Below are 16,542 nucleotides of genomic sequence, written 5' to 3'. Positions count from 1 at the left end.
AGATGACGATCGATATCGAGCCGCTGAAGAAGCAACTGGGACGCAAGGTCGAGGACCACGACACGGTCACCGAGGCCCCGCTCAAGGGCATGATCGCCACGTTCGACCGCAACGAGCCGGTGCCGAAGGCCGGCGAGCCGATCGCACCGGGCTGGCATCTATGCTTCCTGCATTCCTACGCGCGCCGCGCCAAGCTGGGCGAGGACGGTCTGCCGATGGAGAGCGACGTGCTGCCGCGCATGCCGTTGCCGCGCCGCATGTATGCCGGTTCGACCTTCACCTTCAGCGGCGATATCCGCGTCGGCGACGCGCTGCGGCGGGAGACCGAATTCACCGACGTGCAGCTGCGCTCCGGCAGCACCGGCACCCTGATCGTGACCACGCAGACGCGACGCATCTTTACGCCGCGCGGCCTGGCGCTGACCGAGACGGCCAGCACGGTGTTCCGGGAAGAGGTGAAGGCCGGCAGCAAGAGCGGCGTGCCGGTGCGCGATCCGGCGCCGACGGACGTGCCCTGGCGCCGCACCATCAAGCCCGACGCGGTGACCCTGTTCCGGTATTCGGCGCTGACCTTCAATCCGCATCGCATCCACTACGACCGCACCTATTGCATCGAGGCCGAGGGCTATCCCGGGCTGGTCGTGCACGGACCGTTTGCCCAGCAATGCATCTTCGACCTGCTGCGTGATTCGATGCCGGGGCGGACGATCAGGAGCCTCGCCGTGCGAGCCCGGGCGCCCCTGTTCGACACAGGCCCCTTCGAGGTGATCGGGCGACCGACGAGCGACGGCAATGGCGCCGAGCTCTGGACGGTGACGCCGCAAGGCACGATTGCAGCACAGGCGACGGCGGCCCTGGCCTGATCCCGGGCCGCGTCCCAGGCTCCGGGGACGATTTTCCTCAAGGATGCCAAGGGCTTGAGGTCCTTCGTCCCGCCGTCCCCGGTGTCCCGGTCTGTCCCCGCTGTCCCGCCCGTCCCGACTGTCCCATCGCTTCTGCCGCTCAGTCGTTCGCCGCGCCGAAACGGAGAGGACGGAAGAAGCTGCGGATATCCTCGACCAGCAACGTGGGCTCTTCGAGCGCGGCGAAGTGACCTCCCCGCGGCATGACCGTGTGCTGACGCAGGTTATAGGCACGCTCGATCCATTCCTTCGGGGGCGCGGGAGCGAGATCGGCGGGAAAGGCGGCAAGCGCGGTCGGCGTTTCGACACGGGCGCCGGCCGGCAGCGCGCGCGGCTTCTGTTCGGTGACCCCGCGATAAAGCCAGGTGGCGGTACCGGCCGTCCCGGTCAGCCAATAAACCATGATGTTGTCCAGCAGCAGATCCAGCGAGAAGCGGCTCCGCGGATCGCCGCCGCAATCGCTCCAGTCGCGAAACTTCTCGACGATCCACGCCGCCAGCCCGACGGGTGAATCGGCCAGCGCCACGCCCAGCGTCTGCGGACGCGTCGCCTGGATGCGCTGATAGGCGGTTCTGTCATCGAGCCCGGTCAGCACCACGTCGAGCCAGTCCTTCTCGGCCGCACTGAGCGCGGCTGTCTTGAGATCGATGCCCGGGCGCAGGCCCATCATGTTGAGATGGAGGCCGAGCACACCGGATTTCCAGCCCTCCTTCTCTTCCGTCACCGGATGATCGAACGCGGTCCAGGACGAGACGACCGCGCCCCAGTCGCCTCCCTGCACACCGTAGGGCCGCCGATAGTTCAGCTTGTCGTGAACCAGCCGGTGCCACAGGCTGCCGATGGCGCGCGGACCGATCGGCCCGAGACTGCCGTCGGGCCGTACCGGCGGTCCCGAAAAGCCGTAGCCGGGCAGGGACGGCACGATCACATCGAAGGCATCGAGCGGATCGCCGCCATGCGCTTCGGGGTGTGCCAGCACATCGATGACATGCAGGAATTCGACGATCGAACCCGGCCATCCGTGCGTGATCACCAGCGGAAACGGTCGCGGCGCGCCGTCCAGCTCGGTTCCCGGCTCGCGGATGAAATGCAGGCGCTGGCCATCGATATCGACCAGATAGTTGGGCCAGCGGTTGATGGCTTCCTGGCAGCGCTGCCAGTCGTAGGCGTGACGCCAATGATCGACCAGTTCAGCCAGGAACTCCGGCGCGGTGCCGGAGGCCCAGCTGCCATTGTCGGCAATGGCAGTCGGTGGACGCCAGCGGCGCAGGCGCTCGTCGAGATCGATCAGCGCTCGCTCGGGGATCTCGACCTTGAAAGGCTCGGGGGTGTCATAGCGCATGGTGGCCATGACCTATAATAGGGGCCGAGCGGCGTCCTGGCCCAGCGTCAGTGGATCGCGAGGCGCGGCCTCGTCTTTACGCCTCCAGCAATTCTTCCTTCAGCCGCTGGTGGGCGTCGGCATCCAGGCCGAGGGCTTTTTCGGCGAAGGCTTCCGGCCCGCCGAATTCCGCTGTCACGACCTCGAACGCCGCTTCGAGATAGGGACGACGCGCCTCGATGATTGCCGCCCGCGTATCGATATCGAGTTCAGGATAGCGCCCGATATGGCCGGTCCACAGATCGTTGGTGCGGAGATAATCCTCCATGACATCGTCCCAGGACACGCCGAGTAGCGTCAGCAGAAGCGCTGACGCGAAGCCGGTGCGGTCCTTGCCGGCGGTGCAATGGAAGACCAGCGGGCGGTGCGTCCCGTCGCTCAGGGTGGCGAACAAGGTGCGGAACCCGGGCGTGCAGCGGCGTGGATAGTCGCGATAGTGATCGGTCAGGTACTGCATCATCAGGAACGGCGTCGCGCTTCCGTCCTCGATCGCGAACCTGATCTTCTCGCCGACACCGGGCTCGATGTGGGCGCCAACGATGCGCGCTCCCGTGCCGTCGATGCGGTGCGGCGTTTCCGCGGCCTCGTTGACGCCGCGCAGATCGACGATGGTGCGGACGGCAAGCCGGCCGAGAGCGGCGCGGTCGGCATCCGTCAGCGCACCGAGATGAGCCGACCGGAATACGACGCCCCGGCGCACGGTACGCCCATCGACGGTGCGATAACCGCCGAGGTCACGGAAGTTCGAGCCGCCTTCGAGCGGCACGACATGGGGAAGGGTTATGGCATCCATGCCGGATTGCTTAGCACGCCCGCGATGTCGGAATCTTGTCAGTTTGGAGTCTGGCGATTTGCGCCCAAGGGAAATCGCCTCTGGCAATAATCCTCGTCGTCCCGAGCGCAACCTCGGGATCTTTTTTGTGCCTCGTCGCTGAATCCAGCGCAGCCAAGAGGGCCCCTCGGCTACGCCGCCCTCCGGGCGGCTCCCCTCGGGTGACGGTAGAAGCTGCTGGTGCCGGGCCTCAGAACTTCTGCGCCAGCGAGACCAGAAACGTCCGCCGCAGGCCGTACTGAGGCGCGCCGACGCCGACTCCGGTGCCGTCGCGTAACTCGTAAACGCTGTCGAGCACGTTGATAACATCCAGGCGCAGATTGACGCTGCGCATGCCCTTGATCGGCAGTTTCTGGACGGCCGACAGGTTCCACACCGCATAGCTCGGCAGGGACGTGTCGTTTGGCGTCAGGACGGTCTTGCGCAGGCCGGTGCCGAAGATGATGTCGGTCGACAAACGGGTCGCCCAGTCGGAGTCGGGATTGACCGTGTAGGCAACGCCGCCGGAGCCGGTCCAGCTCTGGTTGTGATCCAGGTAGATGTAGTGCTGCTGGATGAAGGCGAGTTCGTCGGCGCCGAAGTTGAATTGCGCCGAGTTGATGTTGGTGCCCTGGGCATCGGACCAGGCGAAATTGCCGTAGACCGACCAGGGGCCCCTGTCATAGGCGCCTGTCAGTTCGAACCCTTTGACGGTCGCGTTGGCATAGTTGAACGACGTCAGGACGATCGGCGCCCCAAACTGACCTTCGTCGAGCAGGTTCTGCGCGATCTTGTAGTAGGCGTCGAAGCCGAACTTCAGGCTGTCCTTGGGGCGGATCTCGAAGCCGGCGTCGAAATAGTTGGAGCGCTCTGCCATCGCCGGGGTGTTCTGGGTAATGGTCGGCGCGGCGGTCGTGCCGGCTGTGGCGGCGATCGCGGCGTTGTTGACCTGGTTGAGCGGTGGCGGCGTGAAGTAGCGCGCGTAGCCACCGTGAACCGTCAGCATGTCGTTCGGTTCCCAGACCACATTGATGCGCGGGCTGAGCTGGTTCTCCTGGGTGGCGGCGTTGATCGCGTCGAAGCGCAGGCCGTAATTCACGGTCACCTTGGGAAGGATCTTCCATTCGTCCTGCAGGTAGACGCTGTAGGTCCAGCCGATCCTGTCGGAACCGTAAGCGATGCCGAGCGGCTGATCGCTGCTGACGGCGCCCGTGTCGTCGACCGGCAGGACCTGGGCATTGGTCAGGCTGGTCGCGCGTTCGCGTTGGACCAGGAAACCGGCGCGCACGGTGTGGGTGGACGTTGCCTTCCAGCTCCCGTCGCCCTGCATGCCAATAGCCAGATCCGTCTGCTTGGCCCACGGCGCGATGCCGTTGAACATGAGATCACCCAGCGCGTCTGGCTGGAAGCTGAGCGCGGAATAGCGGGTGAAACCCGAGAGCTGGAAGTCGAGGTCGCCGTGGTGCTTCTGCAGCGACAGGATGCCGTAATAGGTATCTTCCCACTGAAGCTGGTTCAGCAGGCTGCTGTTGAAGGTCGTATTCCCCTGGACGGTGAACTGCGGCGTCTGTCCGGGGTTGTTCGGGATCTGAAACTGCCCGCTCGATCCGCCGGCGATGAAGCTCACCCGCGTGCCCTCGTCGATGATGTCCGTCACCTTGCCCAGGGCATGCCACTGGTTCGTGACGTCATGGATCGGGGTGTAGGAGGAGGTCGGATTCTCGATGCCGATGGCGTTATGGAGAAACTGGCCGGTGATGAAGTAATCGACGTTGCCGCTGCGGCCGCCATAGGTCCCAGAAGGCTGCACATAATCGCGCGAGCCCATCATGATCGAGCTTTCGGCGCCGGGATCGCTCGTGCCGGATTTGAGGGTGATGTCGACCACGCCGGCCTGGCGAAGACCGTACTGGGCCGGCAAGGCACCAGTGATGAGCGCTATCTTGTCGGCATATTGAGTCGCCAGCGCGTTGCTGAACAGCGATAGACCTTCCGGCAACTGAACACCGTCGAGCCGATACTGCACGTTTCCATGATCGCCGCGCACATGGATCTGGCCGAAGCTGTCCTGCACCACGCCCGGAGCGCGCAGCAACACCTGGTTCAGCGGTGCCTGATCGCCCTGGGGAATGGCTTTGATGGATTCGGGCGTGAAATCGTAGCGTGACGCACCAAGGCTGGGCTGGATCGAACTGCGTGCCTCGTCGAGTCGCTTCGCGGTCACAGTGATGCCGAGCCCGCTCGCATCAGCGGCAGGAGCAGGCGCAGCACCTGGAGCCGGCATCGGCGCGGGCGACACATCGGGAGGCGTCGTCGAAGGCGATGTTTGCGCGAGCGCCGGTGTGGCCACGGCCGCTCCCAGCACCAATGCCGCTCCCAGCACCAATGCCGCACCGCCTCGCCAAGAGCGCCCCAGGTACCGCCGCATCGCCTCATTCCCCCAATTACGCCTACACTATGATTGTTATAGTATAACATTTCGTATCGTCAATCGTATCGAACCCGGTCGGTGAAGAGTCGATCAACCTCGTCATTCCGCCGACGCGGCCTGTGACAACACCATTGGGCATGCCTAGGGTCGCGTGGATCATGAGGATTGAGTCAATGAAACTGACGCGACGGTCCGTCCTGGGCGGCATGACGTTCTTCGCAAGCGGCGCGAAAGCGGACGAACGTCCCTTGCGCATCGTGCTCGGCTATCCGGCCGGTGCCAGCAGCGATACCGTTGCTCGTCTTATCGCCGACAGGATGCGCGTCAGCCTCAACCGGCCCGTTTTTGTCGAGAACAAGCCCGGCGCGAGCGGGATCGTTGCCAATATGATCGTGAAGACGGCAGCACCGGATGGAAACACGCTGCTCATGACGCCGCTGGCGAACATGGTGGCGTTCCCGCATTCCTACGCGAAGCTCGATTACGATCCCTTCAAGGATTATGTGCCGGTGGCGCACCTTGCCTCGTTCCAACTCGCTTTTGGCGTTGGCGCCCAGGTCCCGGTGCAAACTCTCGCCGAATACGTCGCTCTGGCGCGGAAGGGTGGTTCCTTCGGCAACTTTGCCTCTGCCGCCGTCGGCAGCCTTCCGCATTTCTTCGGCCTGATGTTCGCGAAGAGCGCCGGCATCCAGTTGACGCATGTGCCGTACAAGGGGACGGCCCAGGTGCTGCAGGCATTGATGGCGGGGGAAATTCCGGCCGCAGTTTTGCCGATCGCGGATCTCGGAACGCTCGTGCAATCGGGCAAGGGCCGTATCCTCGCCTCGTCGGGCGCAGCGCGATCGCCACAATATCCCGGTGTTCCTACCTTCCGGGAATGTGGATACGACATCGAGGGTTCGGCCTGGTATGCGCTGTTTGCTCCGGCCGGAACGCCGAACGAGACGGTTGAGATCTTGGCGCGCGCGGCGATCGATGCCGCGCATCAGCCCGAGCTGCGCCAGCGCCTCGAGCCGCTGGGGCTCGAAGCCACCGGGCTGGGCCCGACGCAACTCGCGGCAATCATGAAGGCCGACGATGAAAAATGGGGTCCTGTAATTCTCGCGTCAGGTTTCAGGGCGGAGTAACCGTCGCGGTATGCAGCGGCTGACCGGGCGACGATACCGGGACGAACATCGCTGTGTTTTTCCGGTGAGCAATTGGTCGCGCTTGTTTGAGTGCGAGGCCGAATATCTCGTCCCGTGAATGTGCAAAACCGGCGATCTAGGCCTCGTCGCGGTGACGAAAATCAACGAATTATATCAATAATATCAAAGTCGTGACGTGCATTATTGCGGTGACGGTGCCGGTACAGGCGGTGGTTGCACTTGCACACGGAATGCACGCGTGATACGTCCAAAACAGACTGCGTATTCTGTGCTATTTGCTGACAGGCTGTATGTCGAGACGGGGCAAATCGTCCTGGCTGGATTATTTCCGACGCACCGAAGATGATTAAGATTCTGACGGCCCGGATTTCTTGCATACGTTGATTGATACAACGCAAACAGGTTTTGCCTTGCGTCAATGGCATTAATATCCATATTAAACGCGTCCAGAAACCGGGTGTTAAATAATGGCTCGTTCTTCGTCTCTTGTCGCTATCGAAGCGAAAATCCGTGAATTGCAGGCAAAGGCAGAATCTCTCAAGGCGGCTGAAAAGCCGGGATTCAAGCAACTCAGGGCTGTCCTGAAAAAATACAGGCTGACTGCGGCCGATGTCGATCTCGCGCTTGGCGACAGCGTGAAATCGCATAAGCGCAGCAAGCTGGCTGGCCGGAAGGTGAAGCCGAAGTACCGCAATCCCGCCAACAAGAGCGAGACTTGGGCCGGTCGCGGCAAGCAGCCGAGATGGCTGGTGGCGGCGCTGAAGAGTGGCAAGAAGATCCAGGACTTCGCCATATAAATTCTAAAGGCATGACCAGGCGTGGAAACGCTCGTGCGTTTCCGCACCGCCGCCGTCGCTGCGGCCTCTGTTATTTCCCAGAAATTTCCGCATTAATTGCTGCAATCCCGCGGGCATATAGCGGGTAAAAGCCGGTCATTCGTTTCAATCCGGCATTAATCTTGATTGCAATCCTGATAATGATCGCGGCCGACGCAGGATTGTGCCTGACTGATCACGGAAAAGCACCAAGCCGGACAGGGCCGATCTGGTTCAAAGGATGCGCGGCTGGCTGACGAGAATCGCGGCTGATGATGGGCGATCCAAGCTCCGTTCACCGGCCGCCGCCGCATACAGTTGCCAGCGCGGTCAGCAACGTGATTGCACAGCCGCGGCCGCCGCTCGATCCGCTGACATTGACCGTGCGTTATCAGCGGCAGGACTCATTCAGTACAAAGGGGGAGGCCGTGCGCTGGCGTACCGACGGGAGAACGCTTGACCGGCGAGGCGCCTTGGCGAGGCGGGCGGCTCCGCCGGCGACCCGAGCAGCTGCTCCAGTTCTGGCTGCTGATGCGGCACCCGGGCCCGCGATCCTTTCGGATCGCCCTGCTTCCCGGCACTGCCCCAAGACCCAGGGCAGCCCCGCTGCGCCGGATGGCGCCACAGGCACAGGCTCGCGCTGCCAGAACGATAGCGCAGTCCCGCTAACCGCGGTCCGCGCCTATGGCCGGGATCAGACCCGTCCGTGGCAATGCTTGAATTTCTTGCCGGATCCGCAGGGGCAGGGAGCGTTACGCGAGACCTTGCCCCAGGTGCTGGGATCGTTGGCATCGACCGTCGCTTTCGCTCCGGCGAAGGGCCTCTGCAGCGTTGCGACACCGCCGCCGGACGGATCGGCCGGATCGAAGGCCGGATCGCCGGCCATTGCGGCCGCAAGCGCCGGATCCTCGTGCACCTCGTGAATCTGCTGCGGTTCCGGCATCGGCGGCGGCTCCATGCGAAGCTGCAGGGTCGCGAGCACATTCACCACCTGTTCGCGCAGGCCGGTCAGCAGATCGTTGAACAGGTTGAAGGCCTCGCGCTTGTATTCGTTCAGCGGATCCTTCTGGCCATAAGCACGCAATCCGATGCCCTGCCGCAGATGGTCGAGATGGAGCAGGTGCTCCTTCCAGCTCTGGTCGAAGAGCTGCATCAGGACGCTCTTCTCCACCTGGCGCCAGACATCCGGTCCATACTGCGCCGCCTTCTGCGCAAACAGCCGCTCGACTGCATCCATCAGGCGCGACTTGATCTGCTCCTCGGCGATACCTTCTTCCTTGGCCCACTGGTCGACGGGCAGATCGAGGCCGAAGACGCGCTGCACGTCGTCCTTGAGTTCAGTGGTCTTCCACTGCTCGGCATAGGCGTCCTGGGGAATGGTGCGGGTCACCATGCCGTCCACGACATCGCGGCGCATTTCCGCGACCACGTCGGACACATCCTCCGTGGCCATCAGCTCCAGCCGCTCCTTGTAGATCTCCTTGCGCTGGCTGTTCATCACGTCGTCGAAGCGCAGGAGATTCTTGCGGATCTCGAAATTGCGCGCCTCGACCTTGCTCTGGGCCGTCTCGAGCGCCTTGTTGAGCCAGCGGTGGGTCAGGGCCTCGTCGTCGGCCATGCCCTTCTTCTGCACCCAGTCCAGCACCTTGTTGTTGCCGAAGATGCGCATCAGGTCGTCTTCCAGCGACAGGAAGAACTTGGATGCACCGGGATCGCCCTGACGGCCCGAGCGGCCGCGCAACTGGTTGTCGATCCGACGGCTTTCGTGACGTTCGGTGCCGACTACATAAAGGCCGCCCGCTGCGCGCACGATCGCGCGATCGCGCTCGATATCGGCCTTGATCTTGGCCGCCACCTGCTCGAGTTCGGCGGCGCGCTGCGCCTCGTCCGGAATCCTCAGTCGAAGCTCGGCCTCGGCCTGGCGCAACAGCATATCGGCATTGCCGCCCAGCTGGATGTCGGTGCCGCGGCCCGCCATGTTGGTCGCGATGGTCACCGCGCCGGGACGGCCGGCCTGCGCCACGATCTCTGCTTCCTGTTCGTGATAGCGGGCATTGAGCACGCTGTGCGGGATCTTCGCCTTCTTGAGCTCCTCGGACAGAGCCTCCGACTTCTCAATCGATACCGTACCGACCAGCATCGGCTGGTTCCGCGTGCGGCATTCGTCGATCAGCTTGACGATCGCCCGCGTCTTGTCGCCCATCGTGCGATAGATCTCGTCGTCGTAGTCCTTGCGGGAGACGGGAACGTTGGTCGGGATTTCGACCACTTCGAGCTTGTAGATCTCGGCGAACTCGGCAGCTTCCGTCATGGCCGTGCCCGTCATGCCGGCGAGCTTGGGGTACATGCGGAACAGGTTCTGGAAGGTGATGGAGGCCAGCGTCTGGTTCTCGCGCTGGATCTCGACCTTCTCCTTGGCTTCGAGCGCCTGATGCAGGCCTTCCGAATAGCGCCGGCCGGCCATCATGCGGCCGGTGAATTCGTCGATGATGACGACCTGGCCGTCCTTGACGATATAGTCGACGTCGCGCGTGAACAGCTTGTGCGCCCGGAGCGCCTGGGTGACGTGATGGAGCACAGTCACCTGGGTCGGGGCGTAAAGGCTCTGGCCTTCGGGCAGCAGGCCGTCACCGCGCAGGATTTCTTCCACCGCCTCGATGCCGGCCTCGGTGAAGCTCACCTGGCGGTTCTTCTCGTCCTTTTCGTATGCATCGGGCTTCAGGCGCGGAATGACGGTGTCGGCACGGCGATAGAGTTCCGAGGAATCCTCGGCCGGACCGGAAATGATGAGCGGCGTGCGCGCCTCGTCGATCAGGATCGAGTCGACCTCGTCGACGATCGCGAAGTTGAACGGCCGCTGGACCATGGCCGACAACTGATACTTCATGTTGTCGCGCAGATAGTCGAAGCCGATCTCGTTGTTGGTGCCGTAGGTGACGTCGCAGGCATAGGCCGCCTTGCGCTGCTCGTCGCTGAGTTCGTGGACGATCACGCCGACCGTAAGACCCAGGAAGGTATAGACCTTGCCCATCCATTCGGCGTCGCGGCGAGCCAGGTAGTCGTTCACCGTCACGACATGCACGCCCTTGCCCTCGAGGGCGTTGAGGTAGACCGGCAGCGTGGCAACCAGCGTCTTGCCTTCGCCGGTCTTCATCTCCGCGATCTTGCCGCCATGCAGGACCATGCCGCCCTTGAGCTGCACGTCGAAGTGCCGCTGCCCCAGGGCGCGCTTGGCCGCTTCGCGTACAGTGGCGAAGGCTTCGATCAGCAGATCGTCGAGTGTCTCGCCCTTGGCCAGGCGTTCGCGAAATTCGGTCGTCTTGGCGCGCAGCTGGTCGTCGGAGAGCTTGCTGATTTCCGGCTCGAGCGCGTTGATCTTCGCCACCGACTTGTCGAAGCCTTTGACGATGCGGTCATTGGCTGTCCCGAACAGGCTTCGGGCAAGCGCTCCCAGCATGGAAAACCTCGATATTCTAAAGACTTAGGCGGGCACCCGGCCCGCCGCTGCTAGCACAGATAGAGAGCGGGTCCCGGAGTGTCAACGCAAGTGGGCTCGGCTGCTTCGGCTTGCCTCACTTCTCACGAAAAATCACGAAAAAGTGCCGCAATCGCCTGCCACTAAATCGCCCGGCGGTCGATGCGGGCGCTTGCTTGAAGCAAGTGGCCCTGTGTAAACGGAGGGCCGCCGGCAATTGTCGCCAGAAATATCCTCTCTTCCTTCCTTTCAATCCCGGAGCCCTACATGAGCCTTGGCCTGCGCCCCCTGCGCGTCGCCGTCGTTTGTTGCGCAGTTGCCGCGATCGCTGTTCCCGCGTTCGCCCAGCAGCCGGCCAAGCCCCAAGCCGCGCCCCCGGCCTCCAAACCCGCCACATCGGCGCCCAAGGCGGCGGAAGCGCCCAAGGATCCGGTTGTCGCAATCGTCAATGGCCAGCAGATCCATCTGTCCGACCTTGAGATTGCGCAGCAGTCGCTGCCGCAACAATACCGCAACATGCCGCTCTCGGCGGTGTTCCCTGCCTTGCTCGACCGTCTCGTCGACAGCACGCTGATCGAGCAGGACGGTCGCAAGAACAAGGTCACCGACGATCCTGACTTCAAGAAGCGGCTCGCCTTCGTCGAAGAGCAGGTGATCCAGGATTTCTGGCTGCAGAAGCAGATCGCGGCCAAGGTCACGCCGGAGAAGATGCGTCAGGTCTATGAGGAGCGGCTGAAGACCATTCCGGCCGAAGAAGAAGTGCACGCGCGCCATATCCTGGTGGCGACCGAGCCGGAGGCCAAGGCGATCATCGCCGACCTGAAGAAGGGCGCGGCCTTCGACAAGCTGGCCAAGGAGAAGTCGACCGACAAGGCGTCCGGCGCCGAGGGCGGCGATCTCGGCTGGTTCAAGAAGACGGACATGGTCAAGGAATTCGCCGATGCCGCCTTCGCCCTCAAGAAGGGCGAGCTGACCGACAATCCGGTCAAGACGCAGTTCGGCTACCACGTCATCCAGGTCGAGGACCGCCGGCAGGCGGCTCCCCCGTCGTTCGAGGAGATGTCCGACCAGATCCGGCAGGACCTGGCCCGCGAGACGGTCACGGCCATGCTGAACCAGCTGCGCTCGGGCGCCAAGGTCGAGAAGTTCAACATAGACGGAACCAAGCCTGCGCCTGCACCGGCACCTGCCGCTCCGGCCGGTAACCCGTCGACGCCGGCGGCCCCTGCCAAGTAAGGCTCACCTTTCTCGGATTTTCTGGTGTAGTCTCCGCGCTTCGGCCGTCCGGCATACCAGCCGGCGGCAAGAGGAGACACATGTCCGTCAAGCACGCTGTATCGCCCCTCGCGCCCAAGACGACGCCGACCCTGCCGCGAGTCGCGGGCGTCAAGCTCGCCTCTGCAGCATCCGGCGTGCGCTACACGGGACGAGATGACGTCATGCTGGCGGTGTTGCCGGCAGGGGCGACGATCGCCGGCGTTCTGACCAAATCCAAGACCTGCTCGGCACCGGTCGACTGGTGCCGCAAGAACCTGTCGCGGGGCAAGGCCCGCGCCATCCTGGTGAATGCCGGAAACGCGAATGCCTTCACCGGCAAGCTCGGCGACAAGGCGGTCGAGGAGAGCACGCGCGCCGTCGCGCAGGCGCTCGGCTGTCCTCGCAACGAAGTGTTCATGGCGTCCACCGGCGTCATCGGGCAGCCGCTCGAATGGGAGAAGATCGCCGCGGTCGTGCCGGCCCTGATCAAGGGTGCCCGCGAGGACAACTGGTCCGGGGCGGCAGGGGCGATCATGACCACCGACACCTTCCCCAAGCTGGCGACGCGTCAGGCGCGCATCGGCGAGCGCACGGTGACCCTCAACGGATTCCTCAAGGGGTCGGGCATGATCGCGCCGGACATGGCCACCATGCTGGGGTTCGTCTTCACTGATGCCAAGATCCCGGGTGCCGTGCTGCAGAAGCTACTGTCCGATGCGGCGGACAAATCGCTCAATTGCGTGACGGTCGATGGCGATACCTCGACCAGCGATACCTTGCTGCTTGCGGCGAGTGGAGCCGCGCGCCACGCACCGATCGAGGAGTCCGACGACCCCGTCCTCGTCGATTTCAAGCGCGCGCTCGACGAGATCCTGATCGAGCTCGCCCAGCTTCTGGCGCGGGACGGCGAAGGCGCGACCAAGTTCATCACCATCAATATCGGTGGGGCGTCGTCCAACGGCGCGGCCCGCAAGATCGGGCTCGCGATCGCCAACTCGCCCCTGGTCAAGACGGCCATGGCCGGCGAAGACGCCAATTGGGGCCGCATCGTCATGGCGGTCGGCAAGTCCGGCGAACGGGCCGACCGGGACAAGCTGCGCATCTCCATCGGCGGCGTGAAGATCACCGACGGCGGCCAGGTCGTTCCGAATTACGACGAGGCGCCGGTCGTGCGGCACATCAAGGGCACCGACATCGTGATCGACGTCGATCTCGGCATCGGGCGCGGTCGCGCCACGGTTTGGACGTGCGATCTGACGCACGGCTACATCGACATCAACGGCAGCTATCGTTCTTGAGCCTGTCCTTCGAGCAGGAGTGTCCGGGAGGTCCGCCGCCCCTCGGCGATCGTCCGCTCGTGCTGGTCGCGGCGGTGGCGCTGGTGGATGCCGACGGCCGCCTTCTGATCGCGCAGAGGCCGGCGGGCAAGTCGATGGCCGGGCTCTGGGAGTTCCCCGGCGGCAAGGTCGATCCCGGCGAGACGCCGGAGCAGGCGCTCGTGCGTGAACTGCACGAGGAACTCGGCATCGAGACCGCGACCAGTTGCCTGGCGCCGATCGCCTTCGCCAGCCACGGCTACGAGAAATTTCATCTGCTGATGCCGGTCTTCGCCTGTCGCAAGTGGTTGGGCACGCCGCAACCGCGGGAAGGGCAGGTGCTGAAGTGGGTGCGTCCGGCCGAACTCTCGCAGTATCCCATGCCGCCGGCGGATCTGCCGCTGGTGGGATTGTTGCGCGACCTGCTTTAGGCGAGCCCTTTAGGCAACCGGGGCGGGCACGTCGCGCCAGCCCGTCAGGCGGCGGAAGATGATCGCCTGAGCGGTTCCCACCACGGCGACGCCGGCATAGGACACGAGGATCGCCACCGTCCAGGCGATGATCGCGGCCGCCATTGTCGCGTCCAGTGCACCGCGCACCAGAGCCAGCGGCACGAGGGCCGCGACGATCGTAGCTATTCCGCTGGAGACGAAGATCACGAACAGGGCGCCAATGATGACCCAGGCGCTGCCGCGACTCGCCGCCCAGGCCTGACGCGGATTGAACGGAATGTCGATGGCCGTTCCCGCCAGTCCGAAGCTGACGCGCAGGGCGAGGAGTGCGGAGACGATGAAGCCGGCGCCGAGAGGGGCCGCCAGGGCCTCGCGGCGCGCCAACTCGGGATCGAGCGGCTGGCCGAGCATCGCCGGATCGATGGCACCGGCCAGGAAGGTGAAGCCGGCCAGCAGGATGAAGGTGACGCCGGCGACCTTGATGAGATGGATCAGGAATGCCGTCTCTCGCCCCGTCCAGGAAAGGCCGGGTATGTTGCCGATCCTCGACGGCCCGAGCAGGACGAAGCGCATCCAGCCCACCAGGAACATCACGGTCGGGATCAGGTCTGCGGCCTTCTCGAGAAGCACCATGATCAACAAGTCGCTGGCGATCAGATCGAACGCCACGCGCAGCAGCAGCGACAGGATCCAGGGCACCGTGACCAGGTGGAAGAAAGCGGAAAGATTGTTGAAGAAGAAGCCGAAGCTCTCCGACAGCACTTCACCGGACAACAATTTGGCAGCTGGCACGATCAGTTCCGTTTCGCTTTCTCGCCGGCGCTCATCTCGGCGGTTCCGAGCGCAGCCGCAAGACGATGCTGCGCCGTGCCCGGCTTGAGCGGTTTGGGCTGCGAGTCATGCGGCGCCCAGCCATGAAGGAAGAGGACTTCGAAGCTTGCCGTGACGCGTCCTGACGGCGCGGTGAAACGGTCGGCATAGATCTCTGCCGCGCGCAGCAATGTCGTCCGCCGACTGAAGCCGCGGCGGCGTTCGGAGACCAGGTTCGCCTCGCCCATCGCGCTCAACTCGCGCATCAGGGCGAGGGCGTGCTCATATTCGACGTCGATCTTCTCGCTGTCGGCGACGGGCAAGGCGAAGCCGGCGCGTTGCAGCAAGCCGGCGGCGTCGCGCAGATCGGCGAATGGCGAGATCCTCGGGCTGAGACCGCTTTCGATCTCGCTTTCGGCTTCCGCCAGCGCCTGGCGCAGCTGCCAGAGCGTGCGTCCCCCCAGCATGGCACCCAGAAAGAGACCGTCAGGTTCCAGGCAACGCCTGATCTGGATCAGCGTGCCGGGAAGATCGTTGACCCAGTGCAGGGTCATGGCGCTCAGCACGAGATCGAAGCTGTTCGGCGCGAACGGCAACGCTTCCTCGTCCGCCACGACCGCAGGTCCGTGGATCCTGCGCGCGAATGCAAAACCGAGATCGCATCGCACCAGGTCGCGAACCGTCGCCCGGCCGTCGAGCGACGCGGCGATCTCGTCGCCATGGCAGCCGAGATCGAGCCCGCGCTTGAAGGTCCGGCGCACATCGTCGAGCCGCTCCACCAGCCGCTCGGCGATCTCGCGCTTCAGGAACGACATGCGGTCCCATTGCCGGGCCGCGCGGTCACGCCGCTGGCGGAGCGCGGAACGGTCGAAGACCAGCAAGGGGTCGGGCGGCTGCACGGGCTGTATGTAGGGCGAAAGGCTGGCGGCGAATAGGGGCGTCGCCCTTTTGGAGGCACATTTGGCCGGCATCTAATCGGGGATGCTGCTGCATGCCTGCGCGGTCGCCGGACGGCGGCTTCTCGACAGCGTACTTCCGCCTCTGTGCCTCGGATGCGGCGAGATCGTGGAGACGCCGGGCGCGCTATGCGCCCGGTGTTGGCCCAGCTTTTCGTTCATCTCGTCGCCGCATTGCGCACGCTGCGGAACGCCTTTCGCGGAAGAAATCGAGACGGGGAGCCTCTGTGCTGCCTGTCTGGCGCGGCCTCCGAGATTCGGCCGGGCGCGTTCCGCTCTGGTCTATAACGACAAGAGCCGCCACCTCGTCCTGCCCTTCAAACATGGCGACCGCACGGACATGGCCCGTGCCTGCGGCCAATGGATGGCCCGGGCCGGCGCCGACTTGCTCGCCGAGGCCGATCTGCTGACGCCGGTACCCCTTCATTGGCGGCGGCTTTTCATGCGGCGTTACAACCAAGCCCTGCTGCTGGCCCGCCATGTCACGCGGGCGACGGAGGGGCCGATCGAGCTGGTGCCGGACCTCCTCCGGCGGCGGCGATGGACAGGGTCGCAGGCGGGCCTTGCGGCCAGCGAGCGCCGCCACAACGTTAGCAAGGCGTTCGAGGTTCATCCGCGCTGGACCGGCAAGCTCAAGGGCAAAGTCGTGGTGCTGGTCGACGATGTCCTGACGACGGGAGCCACGGCGGAGGCCTGCGCCCGTCCGCTGCTCGCGGCGGGGGCGCGCCGGGTCGATGTGCTCACGCTGGCGCGGGTCGTCCGGCCAGCGCTATAGTTTGGGCAAGGAG

The 16,542-nt window shown here is 64.3% G+C and carries 13 protein-coding genes and 1 pseudogene; 8 read left to right on the top strand and 6 right to left on the bottom strand.

Annotated elements, in window-relative coordinates; genetic code table 11:
- Positions 1-2 precede the first annotated feature (2 nt).
- Positions 3-863 carry an HTD2 family dehydratase gene (locus B5D62_RS28060; RefSeq protein ID WP_085937368.1) on the top strand — a complete coding sequence of 287 codons (861 nt, stop codon included), beginning with the start codon at positions 3-5 and terminating at the stop codon, positions 861-863.
- Positions 864-1,002: 139 nt separating this feature from the next.
- Here B5D62_RS28060 and B5D62_RS28055 read toward each other — a convergent pair whose 3' ends face one another.
- The 3 genes from B5D62_RS28055 to B5D62_RS33545 all read right to left on the bottom strand — a co-directional run bounded on the left by B5D62_RS28055 (position 1,003) and on the right by B5D62_RS33545 (position 5,522).
- Positions 1,003-2,244: an epoxide hydrolase family protein gene (locus B5D62_RS28055; RefSeq protein WP_170921177.1), complete on the bottom strand. Its 1,242-nt coding sequence runs from the start codon at positions 2,242-2,244 to the stop codon at positions 1,003-1,005.
- Between the two features lie 76 nt (positions 2,245-2,320).
- Positions 2,321-3,076 carry a tyrosine-protein phosphatase gene (locus tag B5D62_RS33550; RefSeq protein WP_085937366.1) on the bottom strand — a complete coding sequence of 252 codons (756 nt, stop codon included), beginning with the start codon at positions 3,074-3,076 and terminating at the stop codon, positions 2,321-2,323.
- 229 nt (positions 3,077-3,305) lie between these two features.
- A complete protein-coding gene (locus B5D62_RS33545; protein WP_085937365.1) occupies positions 3,306-5,522 on the bottom strand; it encodes a TonB-dependent receptor in 2,217 nt (738 codons plus the stop codon).
- Between the two features lie 260 nt (positions 5,523-5,782).
- On the opposite strand from B5D62_RS33545, the gene B5D62_RS28040 reads away from it, so the two are divergent.
- Positions 5,783-6,652, top strand: a complete 870-nt coding sequence (locus B5D62_RS28040; RefSeq protein ID WP_231714970.1) for a Bug family tripartite tricarboxylate transporter substrate binding protein — start codon at positions 5,783-5,785, stop codon at positions 6,650-6,652.
- Positions 6,653-7,140: 488 nt separating this feature from the next.
- Positions 7,141-7,470 (top strand): H-NS histone family protein, encoded by a 330-nt coding sequence (locus tag B5D62_RS28035; RefSeq protein WP_085937363.1) that lies wholly within the window; start codon positions 7,141-7,143, stop codon positions 7,468-7,470.
- Positions 7,471-8,182: 712 nt separating this feature from the next.
- Here the strand turns inward: B5D62_RS28035 and secA are convergent.
- Positions 8,183-10,945: a preprotein translocase subunit SecA gene (gene secA / locus B5D62_RS28030; RefSeq protein WP_085937362.1), complete on the bottom strand. Its 2,763-nt coding sequence runs from the start codon at positions 10,943-10,945 to the stop codon at positions 8,183-8,185.
- Between the two features lie 285 nt (positions 10,946-11,230).
- On the opposite strand from secA, the gene B5D62_RS28025 reads away from it, so the two are divergent.
- The 3 genes from B5D62_RS28025 (at position 11,231) to mutT (ending at position 13,967) form a co-directional block, all read left to right on the top strand.
- Complete coding sequence (locus B5D62_RS28025) at positions 11,231-12,199, top strand: peptidylprolyl isomerase (RefSeq protein WP_085937361.1); 969 nt, start codon at positions 11,231-11,233, stop codon at positions 12,197-12,199.
- A gap of 80 nt (positions 12,200-12,279) precedes the next feature.
- Positions 12,280-13,518, top strand: coding sequence for a bifunctional glutamate N-acetyltransferase/amino-acid acetyltransferase ArgJ (gene argJ, locus B5D62_RS28020; protein ID WP_085937360.1), 1,239 nt, complete (start codon positions 12,280-12,282; stop codon positions 13,516-13,518).
- Between the two features lie 2 nt (positions 13,519-13,520).
- A complete protein-coding gene (gene mutT / locus B5D62_RS28015; RefSeq protein WP_085937408.1) occupies positions 13,521-13,967 on the top strand; it encodes an 8-oxo-dGTP diphosphatase MutT in 447 nt (148 codons plus the stop codon).
- 9 nt (positions 13,968-13,976) lie between these two features.
- Here the strand turns inward: mutT and B5D62_RS28010 are convergent, their stop codons facing one another.
- Together B5D62_RS28010 and B5D62_RS28005 are read right to left on the bottom strand one after the other, a co-directional pair.
- Complete coding sequence (locus B5D62_RS28010) at positions 13,977-14,780, bottom strand: hypothetical protein (RefSeq protein ID WP_085937359.1); 804 nt, start codon at positions 14,778-14,780, stop codon at positions 13,977-13,979.
- A 2-nt stretch (positions 14,781-14,782) separates the two neighbouring features.
- Complete coding sequence (locus tag B5D62_RS28005) at positions 14,783-15,697, bottom strand: methyltransferase domain-containing protein (protein WP_218191357.1); 915 nt, start codon at positions 15,695-15,697, stop codon at positions 14,783-14,785.
- Between the two features lie 82 nt (positions 15,698-15,779).
- Here B5D62_RS28005 and B5D62_RS34120 point away from each other — a divergent pair.
- Together B5D62_RS34120 and B5D62_RS34115 are read left to right on the top strand one after the other, a co-directional pair.
- A pseudogene (locus tag B5D62_RS34120) lies at positions 15,780-15,983 on the top strand (double zinc ribbon domain-containing protein); the annotation flags it as partial.
- Between the two features lie 111 nt (positions 15,984-16,094).
- Positions 16,095-16,529 carry a ComF family protein gene (locus tag B5D62_RS34115; protein WP_231714969.1) on the top strand — a complete coding sequence of 145 codons (435 nt, stop codon included), beginning with the start codon at positions 16,095-16,097 and terminating at the stop codon, positions 16,527-16,529.
- The last annotated feature ends 13 nt before the right edge of the window (positions 16,530-16,542 follow it).

It is taken from the genome of Enhydrobacter aerosaccus (genome assembly GCF_900167455.1).
GTDB classification, from domain to species: Bacteria; Pseudomonadota; Alphaproteobacteria; order Reyranellales; family Reyranellaceae; genus Reyranella; species Reyranella aerosaccus.
Note: the sequence above shows the minus strand (reverse complement) of the source record. Positions and strands in the feature narration are given on the sequence as shown.

What these genes read in the sequence shown, in the direction of transcription:
- B5D62_RS28060 (WP_085937368.1), top strand. Translation starts at nt 3, where the DNA reads ATGACGATCGATATCGAGCCGCTGAAGAAGCAACTGGGACGCAAGGTC.
- B5D62_RS28055 (WP_170921177.1), bottom strand. Translation starts at nt 2,244, where the DNA reads ATGCGCTATGACACCCCCGAGCCTTTCAAGGTCGAGATCCCCGAGCGA.
- B5D62_RS33550 (WP_085937366.1), bottom strand. Translation starts at nt 3,076, where the DNA reads ATGGATGCCATAACCCTTCCCCATGTCGTGCCGCTCGAAGGCGGCTCG.
- B5D62_RS33545 (WP_085937365.1), bottom strand. Translation starts at nt 5,522, where the DNA reads ATGCGGCGGTACCTGGGGCGCTCTTGGCGAGGCGGTGCGGCATTGGTG.
- B5D62_RS28035 (WP_085937363.1), top strand. Translation starts at nt 7,141, where the DNA reads ATGGCTCGTTCTTCGTCTCTTGTCGCTATCGAAGCGAAAATCCGTGAA.
- secA (WP_085937362.1), bottom strand. Translation starts at nt 10,945, where the DNA reads ATGCTGGGAGCGCTTGCCCGAAGCCTGTTCGGGACAGCCAATGACCGC.
- B5D62_RS28025 (WP_085937361.1), top strand. Translation starts at nt 11,231, where the DNA reads ATGAGCCTTGGCCTGCGCCCCCTGCGCGTCGCCGTCGTTTGTTGCGCA.
- argJ (WP_085937360.1), top strand. Translation starts at nt 12,280, where the DNA reads ATGTCCGTCAAGCACGCTGTATCGCCCCTCGCGCCCAAGACGACGCCG.
- B5D62_RS34115 (WP_231714969.1), top strand. Translation starts at nt 16,095, where the DNA reads ATGGCCCGTGCCTGCGGCCAATGGATGGCCCGGGCCGGCGCCGACTTG.